Here is a 21,462-nt window from a genome sequence, read left to right on the forward strand (position 1 = left end):
CGCCTAAGATATTACGGTTTTAGGAATAGGTTATTGTTGAAATACAACTATAAATCAAATCCAAGATTAACACCTAGTTTATTAGCAATTATCTTTGTAATACGTTGTTTGATTTCAGGAATTTTTACAGAATCTAATACATTATTACTAAAAGCAAACATCAATAAGGCTTTCGCTTCTTTTTCTGGAATTCCTCTGGAACGCATATAAAACATAGCACTTTCGTCTAACTGACCAATAGTACAACCATGAGAGCATTTTACATCATCTGCAAAAATCTCTAACTGTGGCTTAGTGTTTATAGACGCCTTATCGCTTAACAGAATATTATTGTTAGCTTGAAATGCGTTGGTTTTTTGAGCTTTTTTATTTACTAGGACTTTTCCGTTGAAAACACCTGTAGATTTATCTCCAAAAATACCTTTATAATCCTGATGACTTTCACAGTTAGGCTCAATATGATGCACTAAAGTATTATGATCGACATGTTGCTTATCACCTATTATCGTAACACCTTTTAATGTAGAATCAATACGTTCTCCTTCTTGATAAAAGTTAAGATTATTACGTGTTAATTGTCCGCCAAAAGAAAACGTATGTACAGAAGCATGACTTTCTCTTTTTTGTTTTACAAATGTATTATCAATTAACGAAGCACTTTGCTTATCATTCTGAATCTTATAATAATCGACAATAGCACGCTTGTTGGTAAAAATTTCGGTAACACTATTGGTTAAAACAGGGTTGTCGGTTAAACTTTGATGACGTTCGATAATTTGAACATGAGAATTTTCATCAACGACAATTAAGTTTCGTGGTTGCAACAATAATGCCGATTCGTTTCCTGTAGAAAAATGTAAAATTTGAATAGGTTTTTCAACCACTTTATTCTTCGGAATATGAATGTAAGCGCCTTCTTGAGAAAAGGCTGTATTTAATGACGATAAGCTATCTTTAGTGGCCGCTTTGTTGAAATAGTTTTCAATAAGAATTCTATACTTTGGTTTTGATAAAGCAGCAGACATCAAGCATACATCAATTCCATCATGTGTGGTTTGTGATAAATGCGATGAATACTTTCCGTCGATAAAAACAATTTTATAACTATCGATATCATGGATAAAATATTTCTTAATATCACGAAATTCAATTGAGTTTTCTTTTTTTGGAAACACACTATAATCTTCTCTCAAGATACTATTAAGAGACGTATATTTCCAGGCTTCATCACGTTTTGAAGGAAAGCCTTTTTCTTCAAATGTTTTAATTGCTTCACTACGAACATCGTGAATTGGTGTATCAATATCTACCATATTCTCAAATGCCATAAATGACGATACTAATTTATCTTTTAAATCCATTGTTTCGTTATTAGTTGTTAGTTGTTTCGTCGTTAGCGGTTAACTAAAAACAGAACACCATAAACTATTTAAGCTTTAACTTCTTCTTTAATCCAATCATAACCTTTTTCTTCTAACTCATGAGCCAGTTCTTTGGTTCCTGATTTAACAATACGTCCATTATGTAAAACATGAACATAATCTGGGACGATATAATCTAGTAAACGCTGGTAATGCGTAATAACAATAACAGCATTGTCTTTACTTTTTAATTTATTAACGCCATTGGCTACTATTCGTAAAGCATCGATATCTAAACCAGAATCTGTTTCATCAAGGATTGCCAGTTTAGGCTCTAACATGGCCATTTGAAAAATCTCGTTACGTTTTTTCTCACCACCAGAAAATCCTTCATTAAGAGAACGTGACAAAAACTTACGATCTATTTCTAGCATTTCAGACTTTTCACGAATCATTTTAAGCATTTCATTAGCTGGCATATCTTCTAAGCCTTTAGCTTTTCTGGTTTCGTTGATTGCTGTTTTCATAAAATTAGTGACAGATACACCTGGAATTTCAACTGGATATTGAAACGATAAGAAAATGCCTTTGTGTGCACGTTCTTCAGCCGCTAATTCATCGATGTTTTCATTTTCTAAAAGAATTTCTCCTTGAGTTACTTCGTATTCTTCTTTTCCAGCAATAACGGAAGCCAACGTACTTTTACCTGAACCATTCGGTCCCATAATAGCGTGAACTTCACCTGGTTTAACCTCTAAATTAATACCTTTTAAGATGGCTTTATCTTCAACACTTGCGTGTAAATTATTTATTTTTAACATAATGTAAATTTCAGTTATTCGGTCTTACTATCGCCAAGTTTTATGACGTCATTCTCGTTAGATTTGTATTCTTTTACGGTTTCAATTTCTTTAATATCAATTCTAAAAGGCCAACCTTCTTCGCCTTCAGGTTTTGGTAGTAACTTCCCTCTTACTTGTACAGTGACATAATCGGTTGGATCTTTTTTATAGGTCTTTGCCATGTTATTTAACTCATGCATTTTATCATTAATAATAACACCGTAAATATCACTTCGTGTTTGTAAAACAGCAGCATCTCCAAAGTAGATAAATTGTCCGACTATCGTTTTTAAACCATCATTTTGTTTGGCGGTTTTTCCATTTTTGTCGAGTTTATTAATATTTGTTTTATCTGAAACCGTTTCCGTTTTTGCTTCATTTTTACAAGCAGTAAATGCTAGAGCTAGTACTAATAGAAATATTAATTTTTTCATTTGTTCTTAAAAAATCAATTTAATTAAACTTTATTTTGGTATTGGTTTAATGAGATACTTCGACTGCGCTCAGTATGACATTTTATTATTGTTTATCTATCCGACTGATCCTTCCAAACTAATTTCTAAAAGTTTCTGTGCTTCGACAGCAAATTCCATAGGTAGTTTGTTTAATACTTCTTTACTAAAGCCATTCACTATGAGTGCAATTGCCTTCTCTGTTGAAATTCCTCTCTGGTTGCAATAAAAAATCTGGTCTTCACCAATTTTACTGGTTGTTGCCTCATGCTCAATCTGCGCCGATTTATTTTTGACTTCTATATACGGAAAGGTATGCGCTCCACATTCATTACCCATTAACAAACTATCACATTGAGAGAAGTTACGAGCATTGTCTGCTCGCGAGCTAATCTGAACCAATCCTCTATATGAATTTTGTGATTTTCCGGCAGAAATTCCTTTAGAAATAATGGTTGATTTTGTGTTATTACCTAAGTGTATCATTTTAGTTCCAGTATCAGCTTGCTGATAATTATTAGTCACTGCAATTGAATAAAACTCTCCAACCGAATTATCGCCTTTAAGCACACAACTTGGATATTTCCATGTTACTGCAGATCCCGTTTCAACCTGAGTCCATGAGATTTTAGCATTGGTTTCACAAAGGCCTCTTTTGGTGACAAAGTTATACACACCACCTTTACCTTCAGCATTTCCTGGATACCAGTTTTGGACTGTAGAATATTTGATTTCGGCATCATCTAAAGCAATCAGTTCTACGACAGCTGCATGTAATTGATTTTCATCTCTGCTTGGAGCTGTACAACCTTCAAGGTAACTCACATAACTACCTTCATCAGCAATCACCAACGTTCTTTCAAATTGTCCTGTTCCAGCCTGATTTATTCTGAAATAGGTTGATAATTCCATTGGGCAACGAACACCTTTAGGAATATAACAAAAGCTACCATCACTAAAAACTGCAGAATTTAAAGCCGCATAAAAATTGTCTTTTTGAGGAACAACCGTTCCAATATATTTTTTTACAAGTTCTGGATATTCTTTTATTGCTTCAGAAATACTCATAAAAATAATGCCTTTTTCTGCAAGCGTTTTCTTAAATGTAGTTGCTACAGATACTGAATCTACAACTACATCCATCGCAACTCCTGCCAACTTTTTTTGTTCGTCTAAAGAAATTCCCAGTTTCTCAAATGTCGCTAACAATTCTGGATCAACTTCATCAATGCTATCGTATTTAGGCTTACTGTTTGGAGCTGAATAATACGAAATGGCTTGAAAATCTGGCTTTTTATAGTTGACGTTTGCCCATTCAGGTTCAGTCATTTCTTTCCAGCCACGAAAAGCTTCTAAGCGCCAATCAGTCATCCATTGAGGTTCTTCTTTCTTTTTAGAAATCGCTCTTACAATATCTTCATTTAGACCATTTGGAAAGGTATCCGATTGGATATCTGTATAAAAACCATATTCATACTCTTTGGTTTTTAATTCTTCTCTTAAATCGTCTTCAGTATATTTACTCATAAGTTTTGAGTTTTATGTTTTTAAAAACCTTCCTGTTAAGAAGATTCAATTAGGTTTATAGCGAAAATGATTCACCGCAACCACAAGTTCTATTAGCATTAGGATTGTTAAATACAAATCCTGCTCCATTTAGTCCTCCAGAATATTCTAATGTCGTACCAACGAGGTATAAAAAACTTTTTTTGTCAACAATAATTTTAACACCATTATCTTCAAAAACTTTATCTTCTTCTTTTTGTTCTTTATCAAATTTTAAATCATAAGACAACCCAGAACAACCTCCACTTTTTACACCAACACGAACAAAATCTGTAGCACTATTGAAACCGTCATCATTCATAAGCTCAATGACTTTCTTTTTAGCTGTTTCTGATACTTTTATCATTTCTTATATAGATTTTGTCTAAATAGATTGCAAATATAAGATATAAGTAGGTTTTAACCATGTTTCCTAACATTATATTAGGAAATGATTACATAGAATTATGCTATGAAAATCTAAAAATCTTAGACTCCAATTAAAAAAGTGGGTGTAGTACGTGTTGTTAAGCTGAAAGCTTCTGACGAGAATACCTGTTTTGTAAAAGAAACAATTGTCTTAAAGCTGTTTTTATGGTATCATTTTTTAAGGGAAGCGTTTCAAATGTTTCACCATTATCTAAAGTAATTTTAGATTGGCATGTTTTACATGTAAGCTCATAAGAGTCTTTTGATAATCGTTCAAGATTATGCCCAAAAACAGAGCACGACAAATCGTTTGTAGTAGTAGTTTTCATAAGTAGGTATTCATTTGGGATTAGAAACTTATTAAAAAAGATTCAATGCCTAGGTTAAAATGCTTGTTTTTTCGATGAAATGCATTGTTTTTGAGTAGTTAAGCTTTGAAAAAACGCTTTATGTGTATTGTCTTCAAAAAAACATCCTATTTTTGCAACATGATAGAAGATAAAAATCCACAACGTACATCCTTAGAGAATTTGGGTGAATTTGGTCTAATTGATCATTTAACCAAAAATTTTGATATAAAGCACACGTCCACTATCAAGAGCATTGGTGACGATGCTGCTGTTTTAGATTTTAAAAACAAACAAATAGTTGTTACTACAGATTTATTAATTGAAAATGTACACTTCGACTTGAGTTACGTGCCTCTAAAACATTTAGGATATAAAGCTGTTATCGTTAATTTATCTGATGTGTATGCGATGAATGCTCAAGCTACACAAATAACAGTTTCTATAGCTGTATCTAATCGTTTCCCTTTAGAAGCGCTTGAAGATTTATATGCTGGAATAGAAACTGCAGCCAGAATTTATAACATTGATGTTGTTGGTGGCGATACCACATCTTCAACTACTGGACTAATTATCTCTGTGACTGCTATAGGAGAAATTAGTAAAGATGATGTTGTATTGAGATCTGGAGCTAAAGCCAATGATTTAGTTGTTGTGACTGGAGACATTGGAGCAGCTTATATGGGCTTACAAGTTTTAGAACGTGAAAAAGAAGTGTTTAAAGTGAATCCGCAAAACCAGCCAGACTTAAGCATGTACACTTATATTATTGAGCGTCAATTAAAACCTGAAGCCAGAAAAGATATTGTAGAATTGTTACAGAAGTTGGACGTTAAACCCACTTCTATGATTGATATTAGTGATGGTTTATCTTCTGAAATTATTCACTTATGTAAACAAAGTGATGTTGGTGTAGAACTTTACGAAAATAAAATTCCGTTAGATCCACAGGTTATTTCTACGTGTGAGGAATTTAATATTGATAGTACAACAATCGCTTTAAATGGTGGTGAAGACTACGAATTATTAATGACGATTTCTCAGGAAGATTTTCCAAAAATCAAAGGCAATCCGAATCTAACTGTTATTGGTTATATGACAGAAAAATCGAGAGGCATGCACCTGATAACCAGAGGAGAACAAGCAATACCAATAATAGCAAAAGGATGGAATGCTATGAAAAATGAGGTATGAAACTTATAAGTTGCTCATCTTTTTTAACAACAAACTTGCGCTCTTGTATTAATTGTTTTTTAGACATTCGATTATTATGAATACGTTCTAAAACCGAATTAATTTCTTTGAATTTAGGCGTTAGTGGAGTTAAGCCGCCTTTTCCATTCGTTGTCATTTGCGCACTACAATGTGTGCACTTATATTCCTTAACGTGATAGGTAACTTTCTTGGAAACCTTAAATTGATGTCCAAAAAATGAACAGTAGATACTTTTCATTTTGCAGTTAAATTTAGTTATTACTTTAGATGGATTAGCCTAAATATATTGAAAACCAAATATTAACGTGCGTTTTTTCTCTAATAAATCGATGAAGTGAGTGTTTTGTTCTTTAAACGCATCATTCTTCGTGTATAAATCTCTTCAAGAATACTATTAATCTCTTGAAACTTCGGTGTGAGTTCGGTAAGTTTACCATTACTATTTGTAGTTAATTGACGTTTACAACACTTGCATGTGTATTCTTTTACATGTAAGGTTACTTTTTTGGTCATTTCATAATTGTGCCCAAAAAGGTCGCAATAAAATCTCATTGGTGATGGAGCGTTTGTAGTTTTTTTCATGGCTGATAAGATTTGGGATTACTAACATAAGAAAAAAAATACGACAAAAACGACAAAACGTTTTATTATTCGATAAAGTGTTTTATTTTGTAGGCTAATTCTGTCTTATTTTCAATATGACTCATGTGACCATCAGGAAATACAACAATTTCAACACTTGTGTCGTACGACTGATTTATGAGTGTATTGTATTCTAAAACAGGATCTTTACGTCCTAAAATCATTAATTTTTTAAATGGAGTATGGAGTAAAACAAATTCTCTATTTGGTCTTATTTTCATCCCTTCTAAAGCTGCAATAATTCCTTGAACTGGAGTTTTAAGTGCCTCTTGTTTGACCAACTCAATTTCTTTAGCAAAACGTTCTCTATTATCTGGAGCAAAAAGATTAGTGATAGAGATATTGACAAAAGTTTTGTAATTTTTCTTTACAGCTTCAATAGCTCGATCTCTATTTACTTTTCTGTCATCGTTATCTTCTAAAGCTGTAGAATTCATTAAACACAATCCCTTGAGGTCGACGTTATAGTTTTCAGCAAAAGCTAAAGCCACATAGCCTCCCATGGAATGACCAATAAGCATGAAGTTTTTTAGATGTAATTTATCAGTTACAGCCTTAACTGCTTCTGCCATATCTTCCATAGTATGAATATAACCTATACATCCTGTTTGACCATGACCTAGTAAATCAATACTTACTATTCTATGCGTTGGAATCAAATGTGGTATTAAGGATTGCCACATCGTACTGTTTTCCAGAAATCCATGTAATAAAACAACAGCATCTCCCTGACCCTCATCTGTGAAAAATATTTGACTCCCTTTGTATTCTAAAATCATATTAAGAATTCATAATGTCCTCAATCTCTTCAGCTTCAATTGGGATATTGCGCATCAAATTAAATGGTTCTCCTCGTTCTTGAATAACAACGTCGTCTTCCAAGCGAATTCCGAAACCTTCATCTGGAATATAAATACCTGGTTCAACAGTAAAGACCATGTTGGTTTGCATTGGTTCGGTTAAAATTCCGTAATCATGTGTATCTAATCCAATATTATGACTTGTACCATGCATAAAATATTTTTTGTAGGCTGGCCAATCTTTGTTCTCGTTTTGAACATCTGCTTTATCCAATAAACCTAAACCTAATAACTCTGAAGTCATGAGCTTCCCAACTTCAACATGATAATCTGCCCATATGGTTCCAGGCACAAGCATTTTAGTAGCGTTATCTTTAACCCTGTTTACAGCATCGTAAACTGCTCGTTGTCGATCAGAAAAACGACCTGAAACAGGAATTGTTCTACTCATATCGCTAGAGTAGTTAGCATATTCGGCTCCTGCATCAATTAATATCAAATCACCAGCTTTACATTGTTGATTATTTTCAATATAATGTAACACATTAGCATTATTACCTGAAGCGATAATTGGTGTGTATGCAAATCCTTTAGAGCGATTATTTAAAAATTCATGCATGAATTCAGCTTCAATATTATACTCCCAGACATCAGGTTTTACAAAGCCTAGGACACGACGGAAACCTTTTTCGGTTATATCACAAGCTTTCTGCATTAAACTTAGTTCTATTGGATCTTTTACTGAACGTAAACGCTGTAAAATCGGATTACTTTTCGCTACAGAATGTGCTGGATATGTATTCTTAAGCCATTTGGTAAATCGATCTTCACGCGTTTCAGTTTCTACATTGGCTCTGTAATGTTCGTTAGTATTTATATATATTGTATCACACTGCGTCATCAGTTCAAATAAAATTTTCTCCAAATCCTTGAGCCAGTAAACCGTTTTTATGCCACTGGTTTTAAAAGCTGCTTCTTTGGTTAATTTTTCACCTTCCCATACGGCAATATGTTCATTGGTTTCTTTTAAGAATAAAATCTCACGATGTTTTTCATTAGGGCAATCTGGAAATATCACAAGGATACTTTCCTCCTGATCAACTCCGCTTAAATAGAAAATATCACGATGTTGCTCAAATGGCATGGTGCTATCTGCACTCACAGGATAGATATCATTTGAATTAAACACAGCCAGACTACTCGATTTCATTTGCGCTGCGAAATTTTTACGGTTTTTTATAAAGAGATTATGGTCTATAAGATGATATTTCATTTCGAAAAAATTTATTTAATCCTCAAATTTAATGATTTACTAAAGAACTTTAGTGTAAATCAACCTTAAAACAAAAGCTGAAAGACAGATGAGACATGAGTCAATCTTTAGTCATTGTTTCGTTCTCTTTTAAAAGCGTTAAATACGATAAGGAATTACTGTTTTTATTCAAAAAAACAGTAATTTCATGGCACAAAAATTCTAACCAATATGTTACATACACGATTTATTTCATTTGTTTTTCTTCTAAGTACTTGTATTGCTTTTGCTCAACAACCAGCAACTTCAGCTGAAACTATTACACTGGCTCTTGAACAAAAAAAGAAACTCGCGGAAACCTCTTTAGTTAAAAATGTAGCCTTCGAAAATATAGGTCCGACAATCATGAGTGGTCGGGTTGTAGACCTTGATGTTAATCCAGAAAACCCTACAGAGTTTTATGTTGGATATGCCTCAGGCGGTGTTTGGCATACTGTAAATAACGGAACAACCTTTACTCCAATTTTAGATAGTTCTGATACTCAAAATGTTGGTGACATTGCTGTCGATTGGAAAAACAAAACCATTTGGGTTGGAACAGGTGAAAACAATAGTTCCAGATCAAGTTATGCTGGAATTGGAATTTTAAAATCTACTGACAACGGAAAGACATGGCAAAATATGGGTTTGACAGATTCGCATCATATTGGACGAATCCTTATCAACCCAAACAATCCTGATGAAGTTGTTGTTGGAGTTACTGGTCATTTATATTCACCAAACCAGGAACGAGGCATTTATAAAACTACAGATGGTGGAAAAACATGGTCCCAAAAACTATTTGTAGATGATATGAGTGGTATTATTGACCTGCAGACCAATCCAAATAATTACAACTTGATGTTTGCTTCTTCATGGACAAAAGATCGTAAAGCCTGGAATTTTGATGGAAGCGGAAACAATTCAGCTATATACAAAAGTATCGATGCTGGAAACACATGGACCAAAGTATCTACAGAAGCTAGTGGTTTCCCAACTGGAGAGGGTGTTGGAAGAATTGGTTTGGCTATTTACAATGATACTGTAATTTATGCAATTCATGACAGTCAATTCCGAAGACCTTCAGAAAGTAAAAAAGAGGATTCTAACATGCTATCTAAAGAGGATTTTAAAACCATGTCAACGGATACTTTTTTGAATTTAGAAGATAAAAAGTTGAATGAGTATCTTAAAATGAATGGGTTTCAGGAAAAATATCGTGCCGAAAATGTAAAGCAAATGGTGAGAAGTGGCAATGTGAAGCCTATCGATCTCGCCAAATATATTGAAGATGCCAACTCCATGTTATTTGACACACCAGTAATTGGTACAGAAGTTTATAAAAGTACTGATGGCGGAACAACCTGGAAAAAAACTCACGAGGATTATCTGGATGATATTTATTACAGTTATGGCTATTATTTTGGTCATATTTATGTTGCTCCAAATAATGCAGATCACATTTACATTTATGGTGTTCCTATTGTTAAATCGAAAGATGGCGGTAAAACATTTACGTCTATCAGTGCCGAAAATGTGCATGCCGATCATCATGCACTCTGGATTAATCCTAAAAATCCTAATCACCTCATTAACGGTAACGATGGTGGTGTAAATATGACATATGATGATGGTGAAAACTGGATTAAAAACAATTCGCCTTCGGTTGGACAATTTTATGCCATTAATGTAGATAATGAGCAACCGTATAATGTGTATGGTGGTTTACAAGATAATGGTGTTTGGGTTGGTGCAAATAATGCTATTGAAGATAAAAGCTGGCACCAAAGTGGACAATATCCTTGGAAAGGAATTATGGGAGGCGACGGCATGCAAATTCAAATTGATAGTAGAAATCATAACATCGTTTATACAGGTTATCAATTTGGAAATTACTACAGACTTAATCTTGAAACGGAAGAAGATGCCTACATTCAACCAAAGCATGAATTGGGCGAAAATCCGTATCGTTTTAACTGGCAAACACCAATTTTATTATCACCTCATAACCAGGACATTTTGTATTTAGGTGGAAACAAACTGATGCGCTCCATGAATCAAGGTAATGACTGGACAGCCATTAGTGATGACTTAACTCATGGTGGAAAAAAAGGAAATGTGGCTTACGGAACATTAGCATCAATAAGTGAATCGCCTTTTCAATTCGGATTAATTTACACTGGAAGTGATGACGGATTGGTTTATGTTACAAAAAATGCTGGTGGCAACTGGACAAACATTTCCAACACATTACCAAAAGACCTTTGGGTAAGCCGAATCATAGCTTCACAGCATAAAAAAGAACGCGTTTATGTGACCTTAAATGGCTATCGATGGGACGACTTTAAAGTCTATGCGTACATGAGTGATAATTATGGTCAAACTTGGAAAGACATTAGTGCTAATATTCCTGATTCTCCTGTTAATGTGATTAGAGAAGATCCTGAAAATGAAAACATTCTTTATATAGGAACAGATAATGGAGCTTATGTATCTTTCAATCAAGGACAAAACTGGGAAATTTTTAATAAGGGATTGCCAAATGTTGCTGTTCATGATATGGTTATTCAACCTGAAGCTAAAGATCTTTTAATTGGGACACACGGAAGAAGTATTTATAAAACTGACATTTCAGAACTTCAACAAATGAATAACATCATTATGTCTGATGCAGTTACAGTGTTCAAAGTTGAAGATCTAAGACATTCATCGCGTTGGGGAAGTTCTTGGGGAAAATGGTATGATGCCTTTGAACCAGAAATAGAAATTGCTTTTTATTCTAATGTTTCAGAAGAAAAAACGATTAAAATTTTATCTGAAAAAGGGACACTTCTCAATCAAATTATAGTAAAAGCGGACAAAGGATTTAACTATGCAAACTACGATGTAACACTAACCGAAAAAGCACGTAAAGCACTACTGAAAGAAAATACATCTGTTGAAATTAATACGTCTAAAAATGATAAGTACTACTTACCAAAAGGATTATATACCATTCAAATTGATAATAAAAAAACCAGTTTTGAAATAAAATAATTCCCTATTTTTAGAGTTATAACACAAACTCTGAATCAATGAAATACTTTAAACTTAGCATCTCATTAATCTGCGTATTAATATTGTCTTGCATTGAAGATAATGATGATAATCAACAGCAAAATCCTACGGAACCGAATCTTGTTATCAAACTAAAATTTGATCCAAATCAAATACGATTAGATAATTTCGGACAACCAGCAACGATTCCATCTGGAAATGCTGCTCAATCGCCATCAATCAATCGCATGAGTGCCAATTATATTGAACTAGCTCCAACAGCGTTAACACCACTTGAAACTGGTGAAATTATTTATGTTGGTTCAGAAACCACAGCTGGTGGTGCTCAGGCCATTGATTTTCAAAACGCAATTTTTGCAGGAAATAGTCAAAACTTCATCACCATTCCATTAAGTGAAATTACTGCTGGAAATTATGAATGGATCAGAGTGTCTTTAGCTTATCAGGAAGGTGACATTGATATATTAGTCAACGGACAAGATATTACTGGTACACTAGGAAGTTTTGTAGGATATAATTCATACATCACCTCCTTTGACCTAAATGGAGGTACATTTGATATCAACGCGAACAAACTCCAAGGGTTTTGGGCTTTTGAAGCTTTAGGATTTACAACTCAAGGGCAAGCTCCTGAAGGCGCTACAACTGTTCCTAACCCGTTATTTAACTCATCGCCAATTCCAGCAGGCTCTTGTGTCGTTACTGGAGAATTCGAAAACGGATTGAATATTACTGGAAATGAAACTCAAGACATTACTGTAACCCTTTCTTTTTCAATTAATAATAGTTTTGAATGGACTGAAGTAAACGTTGACGGGAAATACGAACCAGCAGCTGGAGAACAGGTTGTTGACATGGGACTACGTGGATTAATTCCCTTGGTATCTAATTAAACCCATTCTAAATAACTAAAATTGTAGCTAAAATTTGTTGTACAGCACAATGAATCTTATCTTTGTTAGACAAATAATTAACTACAATTATAATGAGCGGAATTCTAAATTCGTCAATTGGAAGAAAGTTTGCCATGGCACTTTCGGCACTCTTCCTCATGATTTTTATTTTACAACATTTTGCAATCAACATCCTATCTGTGTTCAGTCCTGATACCTTCAACGATGTATCACACTTTATGGGAACCTTTTGGGTTATTCAATACCTATTGCAACCTGTTTTGATATTTGGTGTCATTTTCCATTTTGTTATGGGATTTGTTCTCGAAATTAAAAATAACAAAGCAAGAGCTGTAAGCTACACAAAAAACAATCCGTCTGGAAACTCAACATGGATGAGTAGAAATATGATTTGGAGTGGAGGATTTATTCTAGTGTTCTTAATTATCCATTTCATTGATTTCTGGATTCCTGAAATTAATACAAAATATATTGCAGGTGATATGTCAGGATTGATTAATCCAGAAATTGCAGATAGTGGCTACAGATATCATGAGGAACTGGTTCATAAATTTGAGCCTATTTGGAGAGTGGCTTTATATTGCATTGGATTTATATTCTTAGCTCTTCATTTATTGCATGGTTTTAACTCTTCATTTCAATCTATTGGAGCGAATAATAAATACACAAAAGGATTAAAAGGATTTGCAAAAGTCTATTCAATAGGTGTTCCGTTAGGATTCATCTTTATTGCGTTATTCCATCATTTTAATCACTAAAAAACACATCTAAATATGGCTTTAGATTCTAAAATACCAAAAGGTCCATTAGCAGAAAAATGGACTAACTATAAAAACGAAATCAATCTGGTAAATCCAGCTAATAAACGTCTAATCGATGTTATCATTGTTGGAACAGGTTTAGCAGGAGGCTCAGCTGCTGCCACTTTAGCTGAGTTAGGCTATAACGTTAAAGCATTTTGTTTTCAAGATTCTCCAAGACGTGCACACTCGATTGCAGCTCAAGGAGGAATTAACGCTGCAAAAAATTATCAAGGTGATGGTGACTCAACATATCGCTTATTTTATGATACCGTAAAAGGTGGTGATTATCGCTCAAGAGAAGCTAATGTGTATCGCCTAGCAGAAGTATCAACAAATATTATTGACCAATGTGTCGCTCAAGGCGTTCCTTTTGCCAGAGAATATGGAGGTCTTTTAGATAACCGTTCATTTGGTGGTGTATTAGTATCTAGAACATTTTATGCTAAAGGTCAAACTGGACAGCAATTATTACTTGGTGCTTATTCTGCCATGAACCGTCAAATCGGTCGTGGTAAAATAAAAATGTACACACGTCATGAAATGCTAGATGTTGTTATTGTTGACGGTAAGGCACGAGGTATCATTGCACGTAATTTAGTTACAGGAGAAATAGAGCGTCATTCAGCACATGCTGTTGTATTAGGAACTGGTGGCTATGGTAATGCATTTTACCTGTCTACTTATGCCATGGGAAGTAACGTAACCGCAGCATGGAAAGCCCATAAACGAGGAGCATTCTTTGCTAATCCTTGTTACACACAAATCCATCCAACGTGTATTCCCGTATCAGGAGATCATCAATCCAAATTAACCTTAATGTCTGAATCTTTAAGAAATGATGGACGAATTTGGGTTCCAAAACATATAAAAGATGTTGAAGCGATTAGAAATGGAACTCTAAAACCAACTCAACTTTCTGAAGAGGATAGAGATTACTATTTAGAGCGTCGCTATCCAGCTTTTGGTAATTTAGTACCAAGAGATGTGGCCTCAAGAGCAGCAAAAGAACGATGTGATGCTGGCTACGGCGTTAATAAAACAGGTGAAGCTGTTTATCTAGATTTCTCAGCTGCCATAGAACGTTACGGTAAAGAACAAGCGCACGTGAAAGGCTTAGACGAAGATGACAGTGCCTTAGTACAAAAACTTGGGAAAGAAGTAATTGCCAATAAATACGGAAACTTATTTCAGATGTATGAGAAAATCGTAGATCAAAACCCTTACGAAACACCAATGATGATTTATCCAGCTGTTCACTACACAATGGGAGGACTTTGGGTAGATTATAACTTAATGACTACAGTACCCGGATTGTATGCGATTGGAGAAGCAAACTTTTCTGATCATGGAGCTAACCGCTTAGGAGCTTCAGCATTAATGCAAGGTTTAGCTGATGGTTATTTTGTATTACCTTACACCATTGGAGATTACCTAGCTCATGATATTAGAACTGGAACCATTCCAACTGATTCTAAAGAATTTGATGAAGCTGAGAAAAATGTGCGAAACAATATTGCTAAATTAATCAACAATAAAGGAACAAAATCTGTAGATTATTTCCATAAACGTTTAGGAAAAATTATGTGGAACAAATGTGGAATGGCTCGTAATGCTAAAGATTTAAAATCGGCTATTACTGAAATTGCACAACTTAGAGAAGAATTCTACAAAGACGTATTTGTTCCTGGAGAAGAGAATGAGTACAATGAAGAGCTGGCTAAAGCGGGTCGTGTTGCAGATTTCTTAGAGTTAGGAGAGTTATTTGCAAAAGATGCCTTAGAACGTGAAGAATCTGCTGGCGGACATTTTAGAGATGAGTATCAAACAGAAACTGGTGAAGCCTTGAGACGACCTGAATATCAATATGTTTCTGCTTGGGAATACAAAGGACAACCGAGTGAAGCTGTGCATCATAAAGAAGCATTAGATTACGAAAATATTGAAGTAAAAGAGAGAAGTTACAAATAAAAAAGAGCTATGATGAATTTAACATTGAAAATATGGCGACAAAAAAACGCTAGTGATAAAGGAAAAATGATGGATTATGCTCTAAGTGATGTGTCACCAGACATGTCATTTTTAGAAATGCTAGATGTACTCAACCAAGAATTAATAGAAAAAGGAGAAGAGCCTGTTGCTTTTGACCATGACTGTAGAGAAGGTATTTGCGGAACTTGTTCATTATATATCAACGGTAGAGCTCATGGACCAGAAACTAAAATTACAGCTTGCCAATTACACATGCGTAGTTTTAATGATGGCGATACCATTTATATTGAGCCATGGAGAGCAAAAGCTTTTCCTGTAGTCAAAGATTTAATTGTTGATCGATCTGCATTTGATAGAATTCAACAAGCAGGTGGTTTTATTTCGGTAAATACTTCAGGAAATACTCAGGATGCTAATGCTATTCCTATTGAAAAAGAACATGCCGATAAAGCCTTTGATGCCGCTACTTGTATTGGTTGTGGTGCTTGTGTCGCTTCTTGTAAAAACTCAAGCGCTATGCTATTTGTAGGCGCAAAAGTTTCTCAATTTGCATTATTACCTCAAGGACAGGTCGAGGCTACTGACCGTGTATTAAACATGGTAAAACAAATGGATGAAGAAGGCTTTGGAAACTGTACAAATACAGGAGCATGCGAAGTAGAATGCCCTAAAGGAATTTCTTTAGAAAACATTGCAAGAATGAATCAAGAGTATTTAAAAGCTAGTCTGAAAGGATAGTCATTATTGTTTTTAAACTCAAATTATATATGAAAATCTCAAGAGCAATCTTGGGATTTTTTGTTTCTTTACCACATAAATGTAATCATGATTGATCCAATTAAATTCTATAATCACGAATTAAAAAAGCATAAAACAGAAGTATCATTATTAAAAAAACGTCTTTTACTTCTAAGTTCAATGCGTTTGCTCGTTTTTGTAATTACTGGAATAGGAATCTATGCTACCTTTTCTAAATGGCAATTAGCCATAACAATTGGAATCCTTGGCTTAGGTATATTTGTCTATTTACTCTCGAAATATACAGATTCAAAGACTAAACATGTACTCCATAAAGCTCTAGTAAATATCAATACTGAAGAACTAAAAATTGCTTCTGGAGATTTTCACCATCGAGAAACCGGCTCTCAATTTCAAGATGCCAAGCATTTCTATAGTTTAGATATTGATCTCTTCGGAAAAGGCTCTTTTTTTCAATATTTAAACCGCACAAGTTCATTAGAAGGACAACATAAACTTTCAAATCTTTTAAAAGCAAACAATTGTACGGCTATTGAAGAGCGACAAGAAGCTATCAAGGAATTATCGGGTAAAACAGCATGGACACAACATTATGCAGCAACCGGAAATCTTATAAAAACTGAAACTCCCGCTTCAAAAATTGTCTATTGGTTGAAAACGCACAAGAATTTTATTCCAAAAGCTATGAAACTGATGCCATGGCTATTTACAATAATCTCAATAGCAATGTTAGCCTTAGCTCTGTTTGATATTTTAGACATCTCATTTTTCGGATATTGGATCTTTGCTGGTTTAGGATTAACGGGGTTGTATTTAAAGAAAATTAATGTTCTCGCTTTAAATTCTGATAAAACCAAAGACACCTTCAAGCAATACGCGTCTTTATTACTTCAAATAGAAAATGAGAATTTCACGTCAAAACTTCTCTTAGAAAAACAGAAACAAATTGAATCTGAAGGTAAAAAAGCATCTGCAATTTTTTCTGAATTTTCAAAACACTTAGATGCTTTAGACAATCGAAACAACCTTATTGGAGCCATTTTTGGAAATGGTTATCTGCTTTCAGACATTAAAAATGCTTATAAGGTTGAACAATGGATTTCTAAATATGCGCATAAAGTGGAAGACTGGTTTGAAGTGGTTTCTTTTTTTGATGCTTACAACAGTTTAGGAAACTACACCTTTAATCATCAAGACCATGCATTTCCGGAAATTACAAAAGATAAGGCAGTTATAAATGCAAAAAGTTTAGGTCATCCACTACTCAATAAAACAAAACGCGTTAGTAGTGATGTAATGATTGATCATAAGCATTTTTTTATAGTGACTGGAGCTAATATGGCTGGAAAAAGCACCTTTTTACGAACGGTCTCTTTACATATTGTCATGGCAAATGTTGGCTTACCTGTTTGTGCTGAATCTAGTACTTACAATCCTGTGAAACTAATCACAAGTATGCGTACAAACGATTCATTAACTGATGATAGCAGTTATTTCTTTTCAGAATTGACGCGGTTAAAATTTATTGTAGATGCCATTGAAAAAGAACCTTACTTCATCATTTTAGATGAAATTTTAAAAGGCACAAACAGCACAGATAAAGCCATCGGATCCCGAAAGTTTGTCGAAAAATTAGTCGCTGGACATGCTACTGGGATTATTGCAACACATGATTTAAGTCTTTGTGAAATTTCGAATGAATTAGAGGAAGTGAAAAACTACTATTTTGATGCCGAAATTGTAAATGACGAACTTTATTTTGATTACAAATTTAAAAAAGGCATTTGCCAAAATATGAATGCGAGTTTTCTATTGAAGAAAATGGAAATCATATAATAAGTCTTGCTGTCATTAAGTACGTTGCGAAGAATCTGTTATATAATAAAAACAAAAAACCCATTCAAAATTAGAATGGGTTTTTAATATTGTGAGATAAAATTCGATTAAGCTTCAAAAGGCTCAATAGAAACAAAAGACTTCCCATCTTTCTTCTTTGTGAATTTTACTAAACCATCAACTTTAGCATGTAAAGTGTGATCTTTTCCTCCATACACATTTTCACCTGGATGATGTGTATTACCTCTTTGTCTAACGATAATGTTACCAGCTATTGCAGCTTGCCCACCAAATATCTTCACACCTAAGCGTTTCGATTCTGATTCTCTACCGTTTTTAGAACTACCTACTCCTTTTTTATGAGCCATTGTCTTAAGGTTTTATATGATTATACTTTAATGGAATTACTTCTCAATTCCACCATCTAATTTGTCTTGTAATTCTTTAAGCTCATCCCACTTTCCATCAGCAGCTAATTTAGCTTGTTTTGGCCAAGTATCTGTAACGATGTGTGCTAATCTAGAACTTGCTTCAGATAACACAGCGCTTAATTCTTCTGGCTTTGCTTTTGCAACTTTAGCAAAAGTTTCATACCCAGCATTTACCAATGCTTCAGCAGCTTTTGGTCCAGCTCCTTCGATCTTTTTCAAATCGTCAGCTTTTCCAGTTGCTTTTTTAGCTTCCGCTTTAGGGGCAGCAGCTTTAGCTTCTACTTTTGGTTCTGCTTTTTTAGTTTCTGTTTTAGGAGCTGCTTTTTCTGTTTTCTTTTCAGATTTTTTTGCTCCAGAAGCAACAATACTTTCAATCACGATTTCAGATAAAGCTTGTCTGTGTCCATTTTTAACACGGTAACCTTTTCTTCTTTTCTTTTTGAAAACTATCACTTTATCACCTTTAAGGTGCTTTAAGACTTTTGCACTTACTTGTGCTCCGTCTATAGCTGGGGCGCCTAAAGTTACATTGTTACCATCTCCAATTAAAAGAACGTTATCGAAATCTACTTTCTTACCTTCTTCAGTTGCTAAACGGTTAACAAAAACTTTTTGGTCTTTTTCAACTTTAAATTGATGCCCTGCTATCTCTACAATTGCGTACATAGCGTAACGTTTTTATTAATTAATTTATTCAAAATGTGTGCTTTCTCTTCAGAAAGCGGGTGCAAATATACATTCTAATTAATTAATCTACAAACGATTTATGTGTTTTGAGGAATATTGTGGCTTTTTTTAAAGATTTGCATAAACGCTAAGGCTAAGACCACTGAAGATGCTAGTCCTTCAATAAATATAATAAATAATAAAATGTTAGCTCCTACCTCATAATCGACAAAATTGCTTCCGAGTAATTTTTCAGTAAACGCTGTATCAACATGAAACATATAAATGGCCATGAATATAGTAAATACAATTGTAGCAATAAAACCAGTTACAATAGCCGTTTTCGCTCCGTTGATATAAGAAAAATCATTCTGAGTTTTCGACTTATAATGTTTAATAGCAAAATATATTCCAGCAGACATAAAAGCACCATTAAACAATCTTAACCAAGGATTTTCATGAAGATTAAAAAGTCTTAAAATCAAAAAAAAGGCTATTAAACTAATGGTTACGTAGAGTCCATATTTTAAAGCAACTGAAAATGAAGTATTCATAATTAGAAGTATTATCCTAGTTTATACTCTCTTAAGTTCGGAAAAAAAATACTGTTTACAGAAGATTTAAGATTTATTTTACATTTTTAGATTCTTAAAAGGAAGAGTTATTCACTATTTTTGTGACATGTATGTAACATTTTATGTGAATCACATACTTACAACTCGTAAAAACTAATTTAAAACAAACTCACAATGAAAAAAGGCTTATTTACTTTAGCTGCTTTTGTACTTGCAATATTTGCTACATCTGCACAAGAAGTTAAATTTGAAGAATTTGATCTAGACAATGGATTACATGTAATTCTTCATCAAGATAATACTGCGCCAGTAGTTATCACATCAGTTATGTACAATGTTGGAGGAAAAGATGTTGGAGGAAGCCCTGAAGCTCCTCGCACAGGTTTTGCTCACTTTTTCGAACACCTTTTATTTGAAGGTTCAGAAAACATAGGTCGTGGAGAATTTATGAAAATTATTCCTGCAAATGGTGGAAGATTCAATGCTAACACTTCTCAAGATAGAACGTATTACTATGAAGTATTTCCATCAAATAAACTAGAATTAGGCTTGTGGTTAGAATCTGAGCGTATGTTGCATCCTGTTATTGATCAAGTTGGTGTTGATACACAAAACGAAGTCGTAAAAGAAGAAAAGCGTCAACGTTACGAATCACCTTATGGTAAAATATTTGAAACTTTGGGTGCCAATCTTTTTAAAGTTCACCCATACAAAGACCCAAACATTGGTTATCAAGAAGATCTAGATGCTTCAACTCTAGAAGAATTTAATACGTACTTCAAAGATTACTATGGCCCAAATAATGCGGTTTTAATTGTTGCAGGAGATATTGATCCTGGGAAAACGAAAGACTTAGTTAAAAAGTACTTCAGCGAAGTTAAAAGAGGACCTGAAGTGGTTCGAGACTTTGCAAAAGAAGAGCCAATTACTCAAACTCAAAAAGCGAAGGCATATGATAAAAACATTCAAATTCCAGCTATTCTTGCTGCTTACAGAACTCCAGGATTTGGAAAAAGAGATGCTTACATTTTAGATATGATTTCTTCTTATTTAAGTGGAGGTAAAAGTTCTGTACTTTACAAAAAACTGGTTGATGAACAAAAGCAAGCTTTAGCAGTACAAGCTGTGAATATTACACAAATGGACTATAGCATCTTTGCCATGTTTGCTCTGCCATTAGGCGATGTTACTTTAGATACATTATTAACTGAAATGGATGAAGAAATTGCCAAAATGCAAAACGAATTAATATCAGAACGTGATCATCAAAAATTAATAAATCAATTTGAAAATCAATTTGTAAATGCAAACTCTAGCATTGAAGGTATTGCTGGGTCTTTAGCAACATACTACTTATTGTATGGTGATGTAGATTTAATTAATAAGGAAATTGATATTTATAGATCAATCACTAGAGAGGACATTCAAGAGGTTGCTAAAAAATATTTAAGTCCAAATCAACGTGTCGAAATTGAATACTTACCACAAAAAGATGAACAATAAGATGA

At 33.9% G+C, this 21,462-nt stretch carries 21 protein-coding genes; 8 read left to right on the top strand and 13 right to left on the bottom strand.

All coding sequences use genetic code 11. From position 1 onward, the window contains the following. Nucleotides 1-47: 47 nt before the first annotated feature. The 6 genes from sufD to TD18_RS11260 all read right to left on the bottom strand — a co-directional run bounded on the left by sufD (nucleotide 48) and on the right by TD18_RS11260 (nucleotide 4,958). The gene (sufD, locus tag TD18_RS11235; protein ID WP_040252602.1) at nucleotides 48-1,361 is read right to left on the bottom strand and encodes a Fe-S cluster assembly protein SufD; all 1,314 of its coding nucleotides are present in this window, start codon (nucleotides 1,359-1,361) and stop codon (nucleotides 48-50) included. A gap of 68 nt (nucleotides 1,362-1,429) precedes the next feature. Beyond that, entirely contained in the window at nucleotides 1,430-2,182 is a 753-nt protein-coding gene (gene sufC / locus TD18_RS11240; RefSeq protein ID WP_040252604.1) for a Fe-S cluster assembly ATPase SufC, read from the bottom strand. A 14-nt stretch (nucleotides 2,183-2,196) separates the two neighbouring features. Next, entirely contained in the window at nucleotides 2,197-2,637 is a 441-nt protein-coding gene (locus TD18_RS11245) for a membrane lipoprotein lipid attachment site-containing protein (RefSeq protein ID WP_040252605.1), read from the bottom strand. A gap of 96 nt (nucleotides 2,638-2,733) precedes the next feature. After that, nucleotides 2,734-4,182: a Fe-S cluster assembly protein SufB gene (gene sufB / locus TD18_RS11250; protein WP_040252607.1), complete on the bottom strand. Its 1,449-nt coding sequence runs from the start codon at nucleotides 4,180-4,182 to the stop codon at nucleotides 2,734-2,736. 55 nt (nucleotides 4,183-4,237) lie between these two features. Then, nucleotides 4,238-4,567 (bottom strand): HesB/IscA family protein, encoded by a 330-nt coding sequence (locus tag TD18_RS11255; RefSeq protein ID WP_040252609.1) that lies wholly within the window; start codon nucleotides 4,565-4,567, stop codon nucleotides 4,238-4,240. Between the two features lie 160 nt (nucleotides 4,568-4,727). Beyond that, nucleotides 4,728-4,958 (bottom strand): hypothetical protein, encoded by a 231-nt coding sequence (locus tag TD18_RS11260; RefSeq protein ID WP_040252611.1) that lies wholly within the window; start codon nucleotides 4,956-4,958, stop codon nucleotides 4,728-4,730. Between the two features lie 159 nt (nucleotides 4,959-5,117). On the opposite strand from TD18_RS11260, the gene thiL reads away from it, so the two are divergent. Continuing rightward, nucleotides 5,118-6,170: a thiamine-phosphate kinase gene (gene thiL, locus TD18_RS11265; protein WP_040252614.1), complete on the top strand. Its 1,053-nt coding sequence runs from the start codon at nucleotides 5,118-5,120 to the stop codon at nucleotides 6,168-6,170. Here thiL and TD18_RS11270 read toward each other — a convergent pair. The 4 genes from TD18_RS11270 to TD18_RS11285 all read right to left on the bottom strand — a co-directional run bounded on the left by TD18_RS11270 (nucleotide 6,151) and on the right by TD18_RS11285 (nucleotide 8,906). Then, nucleotides 6,151-6,429: a hypothetical protein gene (locus TD18_RS11270; protein ID WP_052461148.1), complete on the bottom strand. Its 279-nt coding sequence runs from the start codon at nucleotides 6,427-6,429 to the stop codon at nucleotides 6,151-6,153. The genes thiL and TD18_RS11270 overlap by 20 nt on opposite strands. A gap of 80 nt (nucleotides 6,430-6,509) precedes the next feature. Beyond that, nucleotides 6,510-6,773, bottom strand: a complete 264-nt coding sequence (locus TD18_RS11275; protein ID WP_040252616.1) for a hypothetical protein — start codon at nucleotides 6,771-6,773, stop codon at nucleotides 6,510-6,512. A gap of 65 nt (nucleotides 6,774-6,838) precedes the next feature. Further along, complete coding sequence (locus TD18_RS11280; protein WP_040252618.1) at nucleotides 6,839-7,612, bottom strand: alpha/beta fold hydrolase; 774 nt, start codon at nucleotides 7,610-7,612, stop codon at nucleotides 6,839-6,841. A 1-nt stretch (nucleotide 7,613) separates the two neighbouring features. Continuing rightward, the gene (locus TD18_RS11285) at nucleotides 7,614-8,906 is read right to left on the bottom strand and encodes an aminopeptidase P family protein (protein ID WP_040252624.1); all 1,293 of its coding nucleotides are present in this window, start codon (nucleotides 8,904-8,906) and stop codon (nucleotides 7,614-7,616) included. 210 nt (nucleotides 8,907-9,116) lie between these two features. Here TD18_RS11285 and TD18_RS11290 point away from each other — a divergent pair, with 210 nt between their 5' ends. From TD18_RS11290 to TD18_RS11315, 6 genes are all read left to right on the top strand, one after another. Continuing rightward, entirely contained in the window at nucleotides 9,117-11,960 is a 2,844-nt protein-coding gene (locus TD18_RS11290) for a VPS10 domain-containing protein (RefSeq protein ID WP_040252626.1), read from the top strand. Nucleotides 11,961-11,998: 38 nt separating this feature from the next. Then, a complete protein-coding gene (locus tag TD18_RS11295; protein WP_040252628.1) occupies nucleotides 11,999-12,874 on the top strand; it encodes a hypothetical protein in 876 nt (291 codons plus the stop codon). A 92-nt stretch (nucleotides 12,875-12,966) separates the two neighbouring features. Then, on the top strand, nucleotides 12,967-13,653 hold the full coding sequence (locus tag TD18_RS11300; RefSeq protein WP_040252630.1) for a succinate dehydrogenase cytochrome b subunit: 687 nt from the start codon (nucleotides 12,967-12,969) through the stop codon (nucleotides 13,651-13,653). Between the two features lie 15 nt (nucleotides 13,654-13,668). Continuing rightward, nucleotides 13,669-15,666: a fumarate reductase/succinate dehydrogenase flavoprotein subunit gene (locus tag TD18_RS11305; RefSeq protein ID WP_040252632.1), complete on the top strand. Its 1,998-nt coding sequence runs from the start codon at nucleotides 13,669-13,671 to the stop codon at nucleotides 15,664-15,666. Between the two features lie 12 nt (nucleotides 15,667-15,678). Next, nucleotides 15,679-16,425, top strand: a complete 747-nt coding sequence (locus TD18_RS11310; RefSeq protein ID WP_040252634.1) for a succinate dehydrogenase/fumarate reductase iron-sulfur subunit — start codon at nucleotides 15,679-15,681, stop codon at nucleotides 16,423-16,425. A gap of 87 nt (nucleotides 16,426-16,512) precedes the next feature. Next, a complete protein-coding gene (locus TD18_RS11315; protein ID WP_040252635.1) occupies nucleotides 16,513-18,282 on the top strand; it encodes a MutS-related protein in 1,770 nt (589 codons plus the stop codon). A gap of 107 nt (nucleotides 18,283-18,389) precedes the next feature. Here TD18_RS11315 and rpmA read toward each other — a convergent pair whose 3' ends face one another. The 3 genes from rpmA to TD18_RS11330 all read right to left on the bottom strand — a co-directional run bounded on the left by rpmA (nucleotide 18,390) and on the right by TD18_RS11330 (nucleotide 19,933). Next, nucleotides 18,390-18,650, bottom strand: a complete 261-nt coding sequence (rpmA, locus tag TD18_RS11320; protein WP_040252637.1) for a 50S ribosomal protein L27 — start codon at nucleotides 18,648-18,650, stop codon at nucleotides 18,390-18,392. Between the two features lie 36 nt (nucleotides 18,651-18,686). Next, the gene (rplU, locus tag TD18_RS11325; protein ID WP_040252639.1) at nucleotides 18,687-19,379 is read right to left on the bottom strand and encodes a 50S ribosomal protein L21; all 693 of its coding nucleotides are present in this window, start codon (nucleotides 19,377-19,379) and stop codon (nucleotides 18,687-18,689) included. 98 nt (nucleotides 19,380-19,477) lie between these two features. After that, nucleotides 19,478-19,933, bottom strand: a complete 456-nt coding sequence (locus tag TD18_RS11330) for a DUF4199 family protein (RefSeq protein ID WP_040252640.1) — start codon at nucleotides 19,931-19,933, stop codon at nucleotides 19,478-19,480. A 195-nt stretch (nucleotides 19,934-20,128) separates the two neighbouring features. Between TD18_RS11330 and TD18_RS11335 the strand changes: the two genes are divergently transcribed. Continuing rightward, nucleotides 20,129-21,457 (top strand): M16 family metallopeptidase, encoded by a 1,329-nt coding sequence (locus TD18_RS11335; protein WP_040252642.1) that lies wholly within the window; start codon nucleotides 20,129-20,131, stop codon nucleotides 21,455-21,457. Nucleotides 21,458-21,462: the final 5 nt, after the last annotated feature.

Origin of the sequence: Psychroserpens mesophilus (assembly GCF_000826645.1) — a bacterium.
GTDB lineage: Bacteria > Bacteroidota > Bacteroidia > Flavobacteriales > Flavobacteriaceae > Psychroserpens > Psychroserpens mesophilus.

Coding starts and splice junctions, on each gene's coding strand:
- sufD (WP_040252602.1), bottom strand. CDS start 1,361: ATGGATTTAAAAGATAAATTAGTATCGTCATTTATGGCATTTGAGAAT.
- sufC (WP_040252604.1), bottom strand. CDS start 2,182: ATGTTAAAAATAAATAATTTACACGCAAGTGTTGAAGATAAAGCCATC.
- TD18_RS11245 (WP_040252605.1), bottom strand. CDS start 2,637: ATGAAAAAATTAATATTTCTATTAGTACTAGCTCTAGCATTTACTGCT.
- sufB (WP_040252607.1), bottom strand. CDS start 4,182: ATGAGTAAATATACTGAAGACGATTTAAGAGAAGAATTAAAAACCAAA.
- TD18_RS11255 (WP_040252609.1), bottom strand. CDS start 4,567: ATGATAAAAGTATCAGAAACAGCTAAAAAGAAAGTCATTGAGCTTATG.
- TD18_RS11260 (WP_040252611.1), bottom strand. CDS start 4,958: ATGAAAACTACTACTACAAACGATTTGTCGTGCTCTGTTTTTGGGCAT.
- thiL (WP_040252614.1), top strand. CDS start 5,118: ATGATAGAAGATAAAAATCCACAACGTACATCCTTAGAGAATTTGGGT.
- TD18_RS11270 (WP_052461148.1), bottom strand. CDS start 6,429: ATGAAAAGTATCTACTGTTCATTTTTTGGACATCAATTTAAGGTTTCC.
- TD18_RS11275 (WP_040252616.1), bottom strand. CDS start 6,773: ATGAAAAAAACTACAAACGCTCCATCACCAATGAGATTTTATTGCGAC.
- TD18_RS11280 (WP_040252618.1), bottom strand. CDS start 7,612: ATGATTTTAGAATACAAAGGGAGTCAAATATTTTTCACAGATGAGGGT.
- TD18_RS11285 (WP_040252624.1), bottom strand. CDS start 8,906: ATGAAATATCATCTTATAGACCATAATCTCTTTATAAAAAACCGTAAA.
- TD18_RS11290 (WP_040252626.1), top strand. CDS start 9,117: ATGTTACATACACGATTTATTTCATTTGTTTTTCTTCTAAGTACTTGT.
- TD18_RS11295 (WP_040252628.1), top strand. CDS start 11,999: ATGAAATACTTTAAACTTAGCATCTCATTAATCTGCGTATTAATATTG.
- TD18_RS11300 (WP_040252630.1), top strand. CDS start 12,967: ATGAGCGGAATTCTAAATTCGTCAATTGGAAGAAAGTTTGCCATGGCA.
- TD18_RS11305 (WP_040252632.1), top strand. CDS start 13,669: ATGGCTTTAGATTCTAAAATACCAAAAGGTCCATTAGCAGAAAAATGG.
- TD18_RS11310 (WP_040252634.1), top strand. CDS start 15,679: ATGAATTTAACATTGAAAATATGGCGACAAAAAAACGCTAGTGATAAA.
- TD18_RS11315 (WP_040252635.1), top strand. CDS start 16,513: ATGATTGATCCAATTAAATTCTATAATCACGAATTAAAAAAGCATAAA.
- rpmA (WP_040252637.1), bottom strand. CDS start 18,650: ATGGCTCATAAAAAAGGAGTAGGTAGTTCTAAAAACGGTAGAGAATCA.
- rplU (WP_040252639.1), bottom strand. CDS start 19,379: ATGTACGCAATTGTAGAGATAGCAGGGCATCAATTTAAAGTTGAAAAA.
- TD18_RS11330 (WP_040252640.1), bottom strand. CDS start 19,933: ATGAATACTTCATTTTCAGTTGCTTTAAAATATGGACTCTACGTAACC.
- TD18_RS11335 (WP_040252642.1), top strand. CDS start 20,129: ATGAAAAAAGGCTTATTTACTTTAGCTGCTTTTGTACTTGCAATATTT.